The following is a 15,044-nucleotide window of genomic DNA, read 5'->3' on the forward strand; positions in this document are numbered from 1 at the left end:
AATGCGCTCGCGTTTGTCAGGTGCGAGCGGAATAGACAGCCAGTGGCCGGCGACTCTGCGCGCGTTTGGCGAATGCGCGCGCGTCTGTTCGAGGATGACCGACGCCTTCACCCGCGACATTCGACGCTTCGTCGGCATCGAATCGGCTGCCGATCACACCGCTCACCAGCACCGCACCGCCCTGAACTTGATCGCATCGCCGACCGGGACGGGGAGGAGCAGCGGCAACCTGCTTCACGATTGGCACGGTAGGCCGCTAGACTAGCGAGCGCGATGTGGGCCGGCTGTTCAGTGCGGCGGCAGACCCATCCGCAACCGATTGTTCGATGGATCGAAAGCCGTTGCTGGACAATGGCTTCGGATCAGCAGAACGATCACCAGCCTTCGTAGCTCAGGGGATAGAGCAACCCTCTCCTAAAGGGTAGGTCGCAGGTTCGAATCCTGCCGAGGGCACCACGAGTCGACTTCGCGCTCCACCCTCCCCAATTGCTGGCAACTGTTGCGCAGCCAGGAAACTCCCCGTACTATCGAACATGCATTCGAGTACTGGGGAGGAACTCGTGGTCACAGCTGTACAAGATTCACCGTTGACGTCCGATGAAGTGCTGCGCTTCGTTGCGCGTCTTCAGGCGTCCGATCTCGATGTCGACGCAGCAGCCGGCATCGATTTGATCTCCGCTCTCGAGACCGTCAAGAGCGCCAGCGTGGCAACCCAAGCCGTGGTGACCGACGCCGTTGCGACAGCCATCAGCAACGAACGCAGAGAGCGCGGAAAGCCGAAAGCCCAGTGGCGCAATGGTATTGCGTCACAGATCGGACTGGCTCGGCGCGAATCACCGAACCGTGGGGGCACTCACCTGGGCCTCGCTCGCGCTCGTGCACGAAATGCCGCACACCCTCGCGCGGCTGAAAGCTGGGGAACTCAACGAGTGGCGCGCCATGATCCTGGCTCGCGAAACTGCATGCCTCACCGTCGACGATCGCCGCACCATCGACGCACGACTGTGCGCAGACCCCGCCACTCTGGCCGGTGCCGGCGACCGCACCATCGAAGGCCGCGCCCGCGCACTCGCCAACGAACTCGACGCCGCCTCCCAGGTGAGACGACGCGCCAAGGCCTACGCCGGCCGCCGCACCAACACCCGTCCCGCACCCGAATCGATGGGCTTCTTCACGGTCCTCACCTCGATGGAGAAGATGGTCTGCATGTGGGCGACGCTGCGACGAGACGCCGACACCATCATCAACTCCGGCGGTGACACGCGAACCCGCGACCAGATCATGGCCGACCTCGTATTCGAGCGGGTCACCGGCGCATCCGCAGCACAGGGACCGCCGGTGACCGTCGACATCGTCATCTCGGATTCCACCCTCCTCGCCGGCGGTGACACGTCCGCATACATGCACGGCTACGGCGACATTCCGTCCGATGTCGCACGGCAACTGATCCGAGACACACTCGACAGTGAGACGCACGTCGCATTGCGCCGTCTCTACGCGCACCCGAAGTCCGGTGCGCTGACGGCAGTGGAGTCCACTTCGCGCGCATTTCCCACCGCGCTGGGACGCCTGATCGATCTCCGCGATCGCACCTGCCGAACCCCGTGGTGCGACGCACCGATCCGTCACCACGATCACATCAGATCGCACTCCGCGGGTGGCAGAACGAGTGCCGAGAACGGCGCAGGCCTTTGTGCCGCATGCAATTACGCCAAAGAAGGTGATGGCTGGACAGCCGAAGCATGGCGAGACAAACGCAACGCGCGACACCGCTACCGGCTCATCTCACCCACCGGGCACAGCTATGACTCGAGTGCGCCGCCGATGCCGGTGGTCGAGCTGTACAGCTCGACGATCGAGAACGTGATGATCACCGGTCTCTTCGACGGCGACGCCGCATGACGGGTTGCGGCGGGAAGATACCGAGCACCGACTCGGTTACACTCGTCAACGGCGCGCGTAGCTGCACGCCAGACGTCGTGGAATGCTCCCGAACCTCCATGTGCACCCTGCACAGGCTTCTCTTACGGCGATCGAAACTGCCCACCGGCAGTCTCGCCACCTTGCATCTCGGCCCGAAGGCCCGCAGGTGCAACACCCTGCCCGAAAGGCACTTTCCATCACTATGACGACCCCACAGACTTTTTCTGCACTCGGCGTACCCCAGGCCATCGCGGATGTACTCGCGAGCCAGGGCAAGACCGAGGCATTCCCCATCCAGGCCGACACCCTTCCCGACACACTGCAGGGACGCGACGTGCTCGGACGCGGAAAGACCGGCAGCGGTAAAACACTCGCATTCGCCATCCCGATGGTCGCTCGCCTCGCCGGCCAGCTTCCCGGCAACCGCAAGCCCGGCCGCCCCCGTGGCCTGATCCTCGCGCCGACGCGTGAGCTCGCCACCCAGATCGCCGTCGCGATCGAACCACTCGCGTCCGCGTACTCGCTCAAGGTCACCACGATCTTCGGTGGTGTCTCGCAGGTCCGCCAGGTCTCCGCACTCAAGGGTGGAGTCGACATCGTCGTCGCGTGCCCCGGTCGCCTCGAAGACCTGATGAAGCAGCGCCACCTCACCCTCGACGGCGTTCAGATCACCGTCCTCGACGAGGCGGACCACATGGCCGATCTCGGGTTCCTGCCCGTCGTCACCCGCATCCTCGCCGCCACCCCGGACAAGGGCCAGCGCATGCTGTTCTCCGCGACCCTGGACAACGGCGTCGACAAGCTGGTCAAGCGATTCCTGCACAACCAGATCACGCACTCCGTCGACGAGGCCACGTCGCACGTCGAGGCCATGACGCACAGCGTGTTCGAGGTCGACGGCGTCGAAGCCAAGAAGAAGCTGGTCCACCAGCTCGCCTCCGGCACCGGACGCCGCATCCTGTTCATGCGCACCAAGCACCAGGCCCGCAAGCTCGCCAAGCAGCTCACCGACGCCGGAATCCCGTCCGTCGACCTGCACGGCAACCTCTCGCAGGCCGCCCGTGACCGCAACCTCGCCGCGTTCTCCTCCGGCCAGGCCCGTGTTCTCGTCGCCACCGACGTCGCAGCCCGCGGCGTCCACGTCGACGACGTCCAGCTGGTCGTCCACGTCGATCCCCCGGCCGAGCACAAGGCGTACCTGCACCGTTCCGGCCGCACCGCACGCGCGGGAAGCGCCGGAGACGTCGTGACCGTCGTCCTGCCCGAGCAGCGCAAGGACACCGCAATTCTGCTGCGCAAGGCCGATATCAAGGTCACGCCCGTCCGCGTCACCGCCGACTCGCCCGCAGTGGCGAACCTCGTCGGTGAGCAGGCTCGCTACGTCCAGCCGATGCCGAAGGCCGAGCCGGAAGTTCGCGCCGCGAACCCTCGCAACAGCAACAACGCCCGACGCGGCGGCCCGGCCCGATCCGGTGGGCAGCCGCGCTCCGGTGGACAGCCCCGCAGCGGTGGTCAGCCGCGTAGCGGTGGCGGCGGACACAGCCGTCGTGCAGCAGGCCCCGCCACGAGCCAGCGCAGCCGCTGATCTCAGGCTGGCACACTGGAGCGGTGACCGTCAGCTCTTCCCACACGCCGAAGTCAGGGCCCCTCGGTCCGCAGGAAATGGCGACCGCTGCCGTCATGAGCAGCTTCACCGTCGCGTTGACGGTGATCGGTGTGCTGGTTCCGATGGCGGCGATCCTTCAGGTCGTCGCGGCGATTCCCATGTCGGTGGTCGCACTCCGGTATCGGACCCGCGCACTGGTCACCTCCGCGGTGGCCGGCACCCTCGTCGGTTTCGTTGCGGCCGGAACCCAGACGGCCATCACCGTCGCCAGCGCCGCCCTACTGGGCGGCCTGGTCGGGCGGGCGAAACGCAGGAAGCAAGGACTGTTCGGCGTTCTCGTCACCTCGATGGTCGTCGGGCCGGTGCTCGGGGCGTTGACCGTGCTGATGCTGCTCATCCTCGTTCCGTTGCGCGAGCTGTTCCTCGAAACGCTTCGCAACACGATGGAGGGCATTTCTCGGTTGCTCGAGGGAACGTCGGCGCTGCAGGGTGCCGCGGACGTGCTCCGCAGCAGCAGCACGGCCGTGCTCGACAACTGGTGGTGGTGGGTCGGCGGATCGATCGCCTTCGGCATCGTCACCGGAACGTTGTTCGCGTGGCTCATCCTCACCGCGATTCTGGACCGTCTCTCCACCATCCCCACCCCCGAGCCCCTGGCCTCGAGCACCGACGACGAGATCGGGCCGCTGCCGGTCACGCTCACCGCAGTCGGATTCCGGTACCCGGGAAGCACGACGTCCGCGTTGACCGGCGTCGACCTCCGCATCGACACCGGTGAATTCGTGGCGATCGTCGGCCACAACGGTTCCGGCAAATCGACGCTGACGCGGATCCTCGCCGGCCTCGAACCATCGGAGGGCACCGTGGACAGGCCCGGCTCGACCGGACTCGGACGGTACGGCGGCACCGCGGTGGTGCTGCAGCGCCCCGAAAGCCAGATCCTCGGCACCCGCGTCGCCGACGACGTGGTGTGGGGACTGCCGCCCGGCGATTCACGCCCCGACGTGGAGGCCTTGCTCCACGAGGTCGGGCTCGGCGGTATGGGAGCGCGCGACACGGCCTCCCTCTCCGGCGGCGAAATGCAGCGACTCGCCGTCGCCGCAGCACTTGCTCGCCGTCCCGCACTGCTCATCGCCGACGAGGCAACCGCCATGATCGACGCCTCGGGGCGCGAACATCTGGTCTCGCTCCTCGCCGAATTGCCCCGCAGGCACGCGATGTCGGTCGTGCTCGTCACCCACCATGTCTCGGAGACCGTCGCCGCGGATCGCGTCGTACATCTGCACGAGGGGTATCAGGTGCAGCACGACTCGACGTGGATGCACGCTCGGACGGAGAACCCCGCTGCGCTGCACGACAATTCGAGCGAACGTCTTCTGGAACTGAGCGGCGTGGCGCACACGTACAACCGGCGCACACCGTGGGCGCAGGTAGCACTGAACGGCATCGACATCACTGTCAAACGCGGTGAGGGTGTGCTTGTTCTCGGTGGGAACGGTTCGGGCAAATCCACTCTCGCCTGGATCATGGCCGGCCTCACCGGCCCGACCGAGGGCACCGCCCAGCTCGGCGGCAAGGCGATGACCGCACGTGTCGGCGATGTCGGACTCGCTTTTCAGCACTCTCGCCTGCAGCTGCAGCGGCGCACCGTATCCGAGGACATCGCTGCCGCGGCCGGTCCCGAAACAGGTTCTGCCACAGTATCGGCCGCGATGGATGCCGTCGGCCTGGACAGGTCGTTGGCGGCTCGCGACATCGATTCGCTCAGTGGTGGTCAGATGCGACGCGTGGTGCTCGCCGGGCTGATCGCGCGTCGGCCTCGACTGCTGGTTCTCGACGAACCGCTGGCCGGACTCGACCCTCCCGGCCGCGACGACATCATCGGCGTTCTCGCCGGACTGCGCGATCGCGGCGTCGCCATCGTCGTCATCTCGCACGACGTGGACGGTATGGACACCGTCTGCAGCCGCACCATCACGATGGCCGACGGCCACATCGTCTCCGATTCGATCCTGGGGAGCGTGCACTCGTGACCACCGTCGTACTGCGTCAGGTCCCGCGATTCTCACCGATCCACCGCCTGTGGGCCGGCACCAAACTCGTCGCCGTGCTGCTGCTGAGCATCACTCTCGTGGTGGCACCGACGTGGCCTGCCCTCGGAATCGTGTTCGCGCTGTTGGTCATCGCCGCGATCATCGCTCATGTCCCGATCACCGCAATTCCGCGTCCACCGTGGTGGATCTGGGCACTGTTCGGCGTCGGAGCTCTCATCAATCTGCCGATCGGCGGCGCGGCAGTGCTGGTGTATCTGCGCGCGACGCTGTTCATCTTCGTCCTGCTCGGCGCATCGATGATGATCGGCTGGACCACGTCGATGAGCGACATCGCCCCTGCGGTCTCCAAACTGGGCGCACCGCTGAAGAAGCTGAAGTTGCCGGTCGACGAGTGGGCCATCGCCGTGGCCCTGAGCCTGCGGTCGCTTCCGCTGCTGATCGAAGAGATGCGCACCCTCAATGCTGCCCGACGCCTGCGCCCCAAGCCGGTCGTCAACAGCGCGTCGGACAATTCTCTGGTCGACATCGTCACGACGGTGATGTCGGTGGCGATCAGGCGGGCCGACGAAATGGGTGGGGCCATCACCGCTCGCGGAGGTACCGGAATGATCACCGCCACCGACGCGCGGTTCAAGGCCTCGGACGCGGTGACACTGATCGTGGTGACTCTGGCGTGCGCCGCGGCGATCGCGATCAGCTTCCTATTGGGCTGACCTACTCCCCCGCGAGACGTTCGGTGCGCGAGTTCAAGGCCTTGACGAACACCTCCGGGATGTCGCGTGGATCCTCGGCGACATAGCTCGTTCCGCCGGTCGCAGCCGAGATCTGCTGCAGCGCAACCGGATCTGCGTCACTGGTGACGCCGACGGTGATGATCACGATGGGGCGCACCGGATCCTGTTCCTTCTGCAGCGACGCCAGCAGCTCGTCGAGGGAGATACTGCCCTCGTCTTCGTTGGCACCGTCGGTCAGGATGATGACGCTGTTGACGTAGTCGGGGTCGTATCCCTCCTTGACCCGCCGGAATGCAGCCAACGTGGTGTCGTAGAGCCCCGTTCCGCCGCCGACGAGAGCCGGAAGCCCCCGGATCGAATCGAGAATGGCGTCGCGCTGCGATTTTCCGTTGAACGTACCGTCGGCCTTACCCATCGGCACCAGCTCACGGTGGTCCTGCTTGCCACCACCGAGCCCGATCGAGAACGCCCACAACCCCATCTGCGTCTGATCGCTGAAGAGTGAGTTGGCACCTACCGACGCGTCCACGGTCAGCGCGATGCGGGTGGAGTCTCCCGATTTCGCGGCCATCGAACCCGACACGTCCTCGACGACGAGGGTGCGCAACGGCAGTGCGAGCACGGCCCAGTCCCGCAGCGTCGTCTCGATGGACAGCGGGTTCTTGATCTCGAGCGACGCGACGGACCCGACGCCTCGACCGTCGGGAAGCGGTGTGCCACTCGATGTTCGGAAGCCGGCTGCAACCAGGGTCTCAGTGGCAGACGCGGTGGCGAGAACCGAGCCCAGAGCGGCTCCGGCCTGCTTGACGCGGTCGTATTCGGGGCCGGCAGGCGCGGTCACGGCCAGCGGGTAGTTGAGGAAATAGCTGCCGGTCGGCGGAACCGACTCGGTCAGTCCCGCTCCCGGATTGTCGGCCTCGTACGCAAGCAGTGCCTGCTCGGTCGCCACGCTGGTGCCACCCTCGGCGGCCACCTGGGCCACCAGACCCGGGGTGTCGTGTGGAGTGTCCGCGATTCGTCCGAAGTCCTGAGCCATCGGGACCAGTGCCGCCGACACGGCCTTGGCGTCGGAGATCGCCACCTCGGATTCGGCCAGCGCACCGAGGATCGCGGCATTCGAGGCGCTGCTGGTCAGGGGATCACCGATGCGTTGCCCGGGAAGCTGGAGCACGCTGAGCCAGGTATCGGTCACCGGCGCGGCATCGGACTTCGAGACCAGGACCGGCAGCGTGTTCGCGACGGAGGCCTTGGCCAGCTCGGGAAGCGCACCGGTCGAGCGAAGAGTCTTGAGCAGCCACAGTGTCGAATCCGGTATCCACAGGTCCGGGCGATTTTCGGTTCCGGCGATCTCGGTGGCGGTGTCGGCGGGTCGTTCGGGGCGAACCTCGAAGTTCACGCAACCACGATCGAACTCGGTGGCCTGCGCGAGAATCTGCTCGACGGGCTCGGCGATGGAGGTGTCCACGGCGAGCGAGACGGTGTCGACGGAATCGCAGGAATCAGCACCGGACGCGCGGACGGCCTGAACGCCGAACCAGCCACCGACCACGACGACGACTGCCACCAACGCAAGCACCGACCAGATCGCGGCCGAACCGAACCGCCGAGCACTACCGCTGTGACGTCCCGACATCGATGCAACCCCCTGCTCGGCCCCCGCTGCACTCACAGGACGAGTGCAAGCGCACGCGCCCTCAGAAGTGACGCGACGCACAGCATAGTAGCCCTCTCAGCGACCGGAGCGACTTCTCAGCGCATTGACGAAAACGTTCGGGATCTCCGCGGGATTTCGTGCAACGAAGCTCGTACCGCCCGTTGCCGCCGAAATCTGTTGCAGCACACCGGCATCGGCGTCATCGGTGATTCCGATCGTGACGATGACGACCGGCCTGGACGGGTCCTGCTCCGCACGCAGAGTGGACAGCAGCTCGTCGAGCGCGATGCTGTCGGGGTCCTCGTTGGTGCCGTCGGTGAGGATGATGACGCTGTTGACCGCGTCGGGATCGTAGCCCTGCTGCACCGTGCGGAACGCTGCCAACGTGGTGTCGTATAGCCCGGTACCACCTCCAACCAGGGCCGGAAGCGTTCGAGTCTGCTGCAGCAGCACCTCACGCTGCGTGGTGTTGCCGACTTTTTCGTCCATTCGCCGGATCGGTGCGAGCTCACGGTAGTCCTGCGATTCGCCGCCGAGTCCGATCGAGAATGCCCACAACCCCATCGACGCGTTGTCGGGGAACAGTCGGTTTCCGGTTTCGCTGGCCTGCACCGTCAATGCGATACGTGAATCGGCCCCCGCGCTGTAGTTCATCGATCCGGAGACGTCCTCCATCACCAGGGTCCGCGACGGCAGCGCCAACACCTGGTACTGGCGCAGCGTCGACTCGGCGGCCTGCTGGTCGGCGATCGTCAGAGGCGTCACGTCACCGATCCCGCGATCGGAATCGAGGGGTGCGTTGTCCGCGGAGCGGAACCCGGATTCGGACAGAGCCCGCTGCCCCTGTTCGGATTCGATGGCCGTGGCCAGTGCCGTCCCGACGGACTTCGCGGTCTCGTGTCGATCCCCTGCGGGCTCGGTCACGGCCAGCGGAAAGTTGAGGAAGATGCTGCCCGTCGGCGGCACCGTCGCGCCCAGTTCGACGCTGTTGTCCTGCTGGTAGGCCAGGAAGGCCTGCTCGGAGACCACTGCGACACCGCCGTCGGCAACCAGATCGTCCAGCCGTACCGTCGGATCGGCCTCACCGCGAGTGGCGGCCTGGGCCTGAGCGATGGGGACGAGCGCCGCTCCGACCGAGTCCAGGGCGCTCTCGTCCGATCCGGCCTCGGCCACCGCCCCCAGGATGGCCGCATCGGACGTGGTGTTGGTCAGCGGGTTGCCGATGCGCAGACCTTCGAGCTTCAATGCGGTGAGCCAGGTGTCGAAGAATGGCACCTCGTCCTTGCGGGCCGCGAGCACAGCCGGGGTGCCGGCCACCGACTGACTCGCCAGGTCGATCAGCGACGCGGTGGACCGCACGGTCTTGCCGATCCACAGCGAGGAATCCGGAATCCAGAGAGAGGGAACATCGTCGCCCTTGGCGACCGCAGCCGAGACCTGACCGGATTCGGTTGCCGTGACCTCGATCCGAGCGCAACCGAGGCTTTCCGCGGACGTCTCGTCGACGATCTTCTGCAGCACCGGCGCGATGGCAGGGTCCGCGGCCAGAGAGTAGGACGCGGGATCGCCGCACTCGGAACCGAATGCCTTCTGCGCGACGACCACTCCGCCGCCCACCACGAGAAACAGGGCCACGGCCACGACGCCGTACTTGGCGAACCCTCTGCTGCTCGTCGCGGACGACGGGGCACTGTGTCTACCGGGCATCGCGGGCTCCTACTTCACTGGTCGTTCCACAGGCTCCACCCCTGCCGCGTCAGGCGTAGATCTTGACGAACGTCTTCAGCGAGTTCTCGATGTCGCCCTTGAGTGCGCGTGCGACGCCGGAGCCGATCGGACCGAACAGCGGCGCGCCGCCGAGGTTGACGTCGATGGTGATCTCGGAACCGTCACCCTTGGATTTCACGGACAGGTTCAGGCCGATCTTGACGCCGCCCTTACCGTTGCCCTTGAGCTCGAGCTTCTTGGGCGGATCGTAGGACTCGATCTTCCAGGACACCCGGTTGCGCATGCCCTTCACGCTGGCGACGGAGTCCAAGGTGGTGCCCACGGCCAGCTGCTCGGGCAGCTCACCGCGCCACGCTTCGTGGATGGAGAGCCACTGCTCGTATCCGGACAGATCGGACGCGTGCGCCCACGTCTGCTCGGGGGTGAGTGGGACGTCGAGGGAAACCTTCAGCTTGGCCACAGCAGGGATGGTAACCGCTGCACGAAAAATGTCCGTGTGAGGCCTTGCTCACACGGACATTTTCGGTGGAACCTGCTATCGACTAGTGAGCGCTGGCCTTCTCCGCACCGATACCGGTGAGGGAGCGAACCTCCATCTCGGCCTGCTTGTCGGTGTTCTCGGTGTCCTTCGAGATCAGTGTTCCGACGATGCCGAGGATGAATGCCAACGGGATCGAGACGATGCCGGGGTTGGAGAGCGGGAACCAGGCGAAGTCAGAGCCGGGGACCATCGACGTCGGCGATCCGGAGACGGCCGGGGAGAAGATGATCAGCACGATCGTCGAGATCAGGCCGCCGTACATGCTGAACAGTGCGCCGGTGGTGGTGAAGCGACGCCAGAACAGCGAGTACAGGATGGTCGGCAGGTTCGCGGCCGCAGCGACGGCGAACGCGAGTGCCACCAGGAAGGCGATGTTCTGCCCGTTGGCGAGGATGCCGAGGCCGATGGCCAGGACGCCGATGACGACGGCGGTGATCCGCGAGACCTTGACCTGCTTCTTGTCGTCGACCTTGCCCTTCTTGATGACGCTCGCATAGATGTCGTGAGCGAACGACGCCGAGGCGGTGATCGTCAAGCCGGCGACCACGGCGAGGATGGTCGCGAAGGCAACCGCCGAGATGACGCCGAGCAGGATCACGCCGCCGAGCTCGAAGGCCAACAGCGGAGCCGCGGAGTTCTGACCGCCGGCCGAGGCCAGGATGCGGTCGGGTCCGACGATCGCCGCCGCACCGTAGCCGAGCACCAGGGTGAACAGGTAGAACGCACCGATGAGCGCGATGGCCCACACGACGCTGCGACGAGCTTCCTTGGCGGTGGGCACCGTGTAGAAGCGCATCAGCACGTGCGGCAGACCCGCGGTGCCGAGCACGAGTGCGATACCGAGCGAGAGGAAGTTGATCTTCGAGGTGGCACTGCCGCCGTACTGGGCACCTGGCTCGATGACGTCACGGGCTGCGACGGCCTCGTTGGCCGATCCGGCCACCATGGTCTGGGCGCTGCCGAGCAGCTCGGAGAAGTTCAGGCCGAACTTGGCGAGCACTAGCACCGTCATGAACGCCGCACCCGCGATGAGCAGAACGGCCTTGATGATCTGGACCCAGGTGGTGCCCTTCATGCCGCCGATGAGCACGTAGGCGATCATCAGCACACCGACGATCGCGATGACGATGGACTGTCCGGTGCGGTCGGAGATGTCGAGCAGCAGTGCGACGAGTCCGCCGGCACCGGCCATCTGAGCGAGCAGGTAGAACAGCGAGACGGTCAGGGTCGACAGCGCGGCCGCGGTACGAACCGGGCCCTGCTTGAGCCGGAAGCTCAGTACGTCCGCCATCGTGAATTTGCCAGTGTTCCTGAGCAATTCGGCGACGAGGAGCAGCGCGACGAGCCAGGCGACGAGGAAGCCGATGGAGTACAGGAAGCCGTCGTAGCCGTAGACGGCGATGGCACCGGCGATACCGAGAAAGCTTGCTGCAGAGAGGTAGTCACCAGCGATTGCGACGCCGTTCTGCGGTCCGGAGAATCCGCCGCCTGCGGTGAAGAACTCCGCGGAGGTCGCGTTCTTCTTCGATGCTCGAATGACGACGGCCATAGTGATGATGACGAACGCACCGAAGATCGCGATGTTGACGAGCGGTTCACCGACTGTTGTATCGGCGGCCTGGGCGAGAATATTCACGGCGGGAGTGGAGCCTGCGGAATGACCAATCATCAGTTTTTCGCTCCCTGGGAGGCTTCCATCTCGGCGCGCAGGGCTGCGGCGCGAGGATCGAGTTCACGGTTGGCGAACTTCACGTAGATGCCGGTGATGGCGAACGTCGTGACGAACTGGCCGAGGCCGAGCAGCAGCCCGACGTTGATGTTGCCCCACACCTTGGTCGACATGAAGTCGACCGCGTAGGTGCTCAGCAGCACGTAGATGACGTACCAGACCAGGAAGAACCCGGCCATCGGGAACACGAAGCTACGCAGACGACGCCGAAGTTCCTGGAACTCTGGACTGGCCTGCATGTCGACGAACGCTTGCGCGTCCGGTGGCGAATTGGTTTCCGGTGCGGTCACCTTGGACTCCTGAAGTAGATGTGAGCTGTAGCTGACTTGGAACAGTAATGAGAGTCAGGTCACAAAATCAGGAGGTGGTGTCGATCACACGATGGGAAGCGGGAGTGTGCGCCGAGCGGTCGAGAATGGCAGTTGAGCGGCTCTGCGGCGGGAGTGGAGCCTGCGGAATGACCCAGTGCGGGAGTGGAGCCTGCGGAATGACCCAACGAAACAGTGGAGCCTGCGGAATGACCCAGCGGTCTCAGAGTTCGCGCTCGCGGTCTTTGCCCATGTCGAGGCCCTCGGGTAGGTGCAGTCGGGCGAAGATGCGGGAGATGTCGGACGGGACGGTTTTTCGGGTGGCGAGGCTGACGGCGATCATCGCGGCGAAGGCGACGGGCACGCTGACGGCGGCGGGGTAGCCGAGAATCGCTGCTGCCCAGCCTCCGAGGACGCCGTCGGAGATGGGGGTGACGACGGAGATCGACGCGGCGACGAGAGAGATGCCGCCGCCGAGGAACAGTCCGGCTGCCGCTCCCGCCGCGGTGAGTCCGCGCCACCAGATGCCCAGTACCAGCAGGGGGCACAGGGTGGACGCGGCGACGGCGAAGACGAGCCCGACGGTGCGCGAGAGGTCCAGGGAGACAACGCCGATCGACAGCGCCAACGGCACGGCACCGGCGAGAATCGCGGCGACGCGGAAGTCTCGGACCTTGCCCGAGAGAACGTCGGTACTGAGCACCCCGGCGATGCTGACCAACAGACCGGATGAGGTCGACAGGAAGGCCGCGATGGCACCGGCGGCCACGAGAGCGGCCAGCAGTTGGCCCGGTATTCCGGACAGCACCGAGCCGGGCAGCAGCAGCACTGCGGCGTCGGATGCTCCGGTGATCAGCAATTGCGGCACGTACAGCCGGGCGAAGACGCCGAGCACCGTCGGGAACAGGTAGAACATGCCGAGCAACGCCAGGACGGTGAGCGAGGTCAACCGCGCCGCTCGGCCGTCCGGGTTGGTGTAGAACCGCACCAGCACGTGCGGCAGGCCGAGGGTTCCGAGGAACGTGGCCAGAATCAGCGAGTAGACCTGATAGAGCGGATGCGCTCCGCCCAGTCCCCCGCCGGGCATCGCCCACGCTCGGTCGGTGGTCGGCGCGCCTGCGACGACGGGAACGGGCGATCCGGCGTCGAGCGTCAGCAACGTGCCCGAGCCCAACCGGTGTTCGCCTGCGTCCAGTAGCACTCGCCCGTCGACGCTCTCGTCGTCGAGGGTTCCCGCCACCGACACGACGATCGGCGAATCGACCTGCACGAGAACGTCGGTGGTGATGTCGACGACGGTCTGCTCGGACACGGTCGGCGGGGCGGGGCTGCCGACGCTACGGTCGTCGGCGAAGAAGTGCACGGCCAGCACCAGTGCCGGGATGGCGATCGCGGTCAGTTTGAGCCAGTACTGGAAGGCCTGGACGAAGGTGATCGAGCGCATGCCACCGCCGACGACGTTCGCGATGACGATAAGTCCCACCGCCAGGGCCCCGACCCACCCCGGCACCCCCAACAGAATGTTCAGCGTCAGGCCTGCGCCTTGGAACTGCGGCACCAGGTACAGCGCGCAGATGACCACGACCACCAGCATCGCCACGGTGCGCAACCATGGCGCGCCGAGCCGGAATTCGACGAAATCGGGCACCGTGTACGCGCCGCTTCGACGCAGCGGAGCCGCAACGAACAGCAGCAGACCCAGGTAGCCGGCGGTGAACCCTACCGGGTACCACAGCGCATCGGCCCCGTACTTCGCGATGAGCCCCGCAACCCCGAGAAACGATGCAGCAGAGAGGTATTCACCACTGATGGCGGCGGCGTTCCAGCGTGGACCGACGCTTCGCGAGGCGACCAGGAAGTCGGAGGTGGTGCGTGCCAACCGAACTCCGTAGATACCGATGCCCACGGTGGCCACGGCGGCCGCCAGCAGCGCGATCACCGTCGCGATCGGAATGGACCCGTTCACCGAATCTGCCCCTTCTCGCCATGCCCTGCACGGGAACGGCGCACTTCGCGGACGGTAGCGAAATCGACGACATCTCGGGGCGTGCAGTGGGACGATCTACCGATGCAGTGGACGAGCGCCACCTGATGTCCGTGACGGCAGCCGTTTCTGCGTGTCTTCCGTTGGCGGCCGGGGCGCTGATCGCACACCTGCCCACCACGGCGATGGCTGCCGCCCTGGCCACACTCAACACCGGTTCCGTACTCGCTCGGTTCACCGCCGGATGGCTGGTCGGCGTCACGGTCGTCGCCACGGCGGGCTTGGTGGTCGTGGACACCGCGGTGGTGGCCTCGGACTCGTCCGCCTGGGTGCGGTGGTTGAGAATCGCGCTCGGCGTCGCTCTGCTGATCCTGGGTGCCCGCAAGCTGATCGAGCGCGTACGACACGGCCCGGCCCGCGAGGAACCGGGATGGGTGGACAGAGCACGTCGCCTCGACGGTGGCAGGGCATTCGCGACCGCATGCCTCCTCGGATCGGTCAATCCGAAGAGTGTGGTCATCGCATTGTCGGCCGTGGCGGTGATCGTGGACGCGTCCTCGGCCGTGGCCGTCCAGGCGGCGGCTCTCGTGGTGTTCGTGGTGGTGTCCAGCCTCGGTGTAGCGGCACCCGCACTCGCGTTGCTCGTCTTCCGCGACCGTGCCCGCCGGCCACTGAACGCGGTCGTCGACGGATTCATCGCGCACAGTGGCCTCGTTCTGGCCGTGATCCTGTTGGGCCTCGGCACGTACATGACACTGAACGCCCTCTGATCCCTCGGCGACG

11 protein-coding genes, 1 tRNA gene and 1 pseudogene are annotated in these 15,044 nt (G+C 66.0%); 6 read left to right on the plus strand and 7 right to left on the minus strand.

Features of this window, described 5'->3' with window-relative positions; translation table 11 throughout:
• Positions 1–16 precede the first annotated feature (16 nt).
• Positions 17–238 carry a hypothetical protein gene (locus QM590_RS09330; protein WP_269594597.1) on the minus strand — a complete coding sequence of 74 codons (222 nt, stop codon included), beginning with the start codon at positions 236–238 and terminating at the stop codon, positions 17–19.
• A gap of 142 nt (positions 239–380) precedes the next feature.
• Between QM590_RS09330 and QM590_RS09335 the strand changes: the two genes are divergently transcribed.
• From QM590_RS09335 to QM590_RS09355, 5 genes and pseudogenes are all read left to right on the plus strand, one after another.
• Positions 381–456 (plus strand) — tRNA-Arg (locus QM590_RS09335).
• 131 nt (positions 457–587) lie between these two features.
• Positions 588–1,902: pseudogene (locus tag QM590_RS09340) on the plus strand (HNH endonuclease).
• Positions 1,903–2,125: 223 nt separating this feature from the next.
• Entirely contained in the window at positions 2,126–3,508 is a 1,383-nt protein-coding gene (locus tag QM590_RS09345) for a DEAD/DEAH box helicase (RefSeq protein WP_269594596.1), read from the plus strand.
• A gap of 23 nt (positions 3,509–3,531) precedes the next feature.
• Complete coding sequence (locus QM590_RS09350; protein WP_317813281.1) at positions 3,532–5,562, plus strand: DUF2232 domain-containing protein; 2,031 nt, start codon at positions 3,532–3,534, stop codon at positions 5,560–5,562.
• The gene (locus QM590_RS09355) at positions 5,559–6,296 is read left to right on the plus strand and encodes an energy-coupling factor transporter transmembrane component T family protein (protein WP_269594595.1); all 738 of its coding nucleotides are present in this window, start codon (positions 5,559–5,561) and stop codon (positions 6,294–6,296) included. The genes QM590_RS09350 and QM590_RS09355 overlap by 4 nt, the downstream gene beginning before the upstream one ends.
• Before the next feature lies 1 nt (position 6,297).
• Here QM590_RS09355 and QM590_RS09360 read toward each other — a convergent pair whose 3' ends face one another.
• The 6 genes from QM590_RS09360 to QM590_RS09385 form a co-directional block, all read right to left on the minus strand.
• The gene (locus QM590_RS09360) at positions 6,298–7,986 is read right to left on the minus strand and encodes a VWA domain-containing protein (protein WP_269594594.1); all 1,689 of its coding nucleotides are present in this window, start codon (positions 7,984–7,986) and stop codon (positions 6,298–6,300) included.
• Positions 7,987–8,046: 60 nt separating this feature from the next.
• Positions 8,047–9,678, minus strand: coding sequence for a substrate-binding and VWA domain-containing protein (locus QM590_RS09365; RefSeq protein ID WP_269594593.1), 1,632 nt, complete (start codon positions 9,676–9,678; stop codon positions 8,047–8,049).
• 49 nt (positions 9,679–9,727) lie between these two features.
• Positions 9,728–10,159, minus strand: coding sequence for a type II toxin-antitoxin system Rv0910 family toxin (locus QM590_RS09370; protein ID WP_269594592.1), 432 nt, complete (start codon positions 10,157–10,159; stop codon positions 9,728–9,730).
• An 82-nt stretch (positions 10,160–10,241) separates the two neighbouring features.
• Entirely contained in the window at positions 10,242–11,909 is a 1,668-nt protein-coding gene (locus tag QM590_RS09375) for a monocarboxylic acid transporter (RefSeq protein WP_269594591.1), read from the minus strand.
• Positions 11,909–12,208: a DUF485 domain-containing protein gene (locus QM590_RS09380; RefSeq protein WP_269594677.1), complete on the minus strand. Its 300-nt coding sequence runs from the start codon at positions 12,206–12,208 to the stop codon at positions 11,909–11,911. The genes QM590_RS09375 and QM590_RS09380 overlap by 1 nt, the downstream gene beginning before the upstream one ends.
• A gap of 292 nt (positions 12,209–12,500) precedes the next feature.
• Positions 12,501–14,243, minus strand: coding sequence for a sodium/solute symporter (locus QM590_RS09385; protein ID WP_269594590.1), 1,743 nt, complete (start codon positions 14,241–14,243; stop codon positions 12,501–12,503).
• Positions 14,244–14,263: 20 nt separating this feature from the next.
• Here QM590_RS09385 and QM590_RS09390 point away from each other — a divergent pair, with 20 nt between their 5' ends.
• The gene (locus tag QM590_RS09390) at positions 14,264–15,031 is read left to right on the plus strand and encodes a GAP family protein (protein ID WP_269594589.1); all 768 of its coding nucleotides are present in this window, start codon (positions 14,264–14,266) and stop codon (positions 15,029–15,031) included.
• Positions 15,032–15,044 lie beyond the last annotated feature (13 nt).

The organism is Rhodococcus sp. IEGM 1372 (assembly GCF_030056835.1).
GTDB lineage: Bacteria > Actinomycetota > Actinomycetes > Mycobacteriales > Mycobacteriaceae > Rhodococcoides.

Coding starts and splice junctions, on each gene's coding strand:
- QM590_RS09345 (WP_269594596.1), top strand. CDS start 2,126: ATGACGACCCCACAGACTTTTTCTGCACTCGGCGTACCCCAGGCCATC.
- QM590_RS09365 (WP_269594593.1), bottom strand. CDS start 9,678: ATGCCCGGTAGACACAGTGCCCCGTCGTCCGCGACGAGCAGCAGAGGG.
- QM590_RS09375 (WP_269594591.1), bottom strand. CDS start 11,909: ATGATTGGTCATTCCGCAGGCTCCACTCCCGCCGTGAATATTCTCGCC.
- QM590_RS09380 (WP_269594677.1), bottom strand. CDS start 12,208: ATGCAGGCCAGTCCAGAGTTCCAGGAACTTCGGCGTCGTCTGCGTAGC.
- QM590_RS09390 (WP_269594589.1), top strand. CDS start 14,264: ATGCCCTGCACGGGAACGGCGCACTTCGCGGACGGTAGCGAAATCGAC.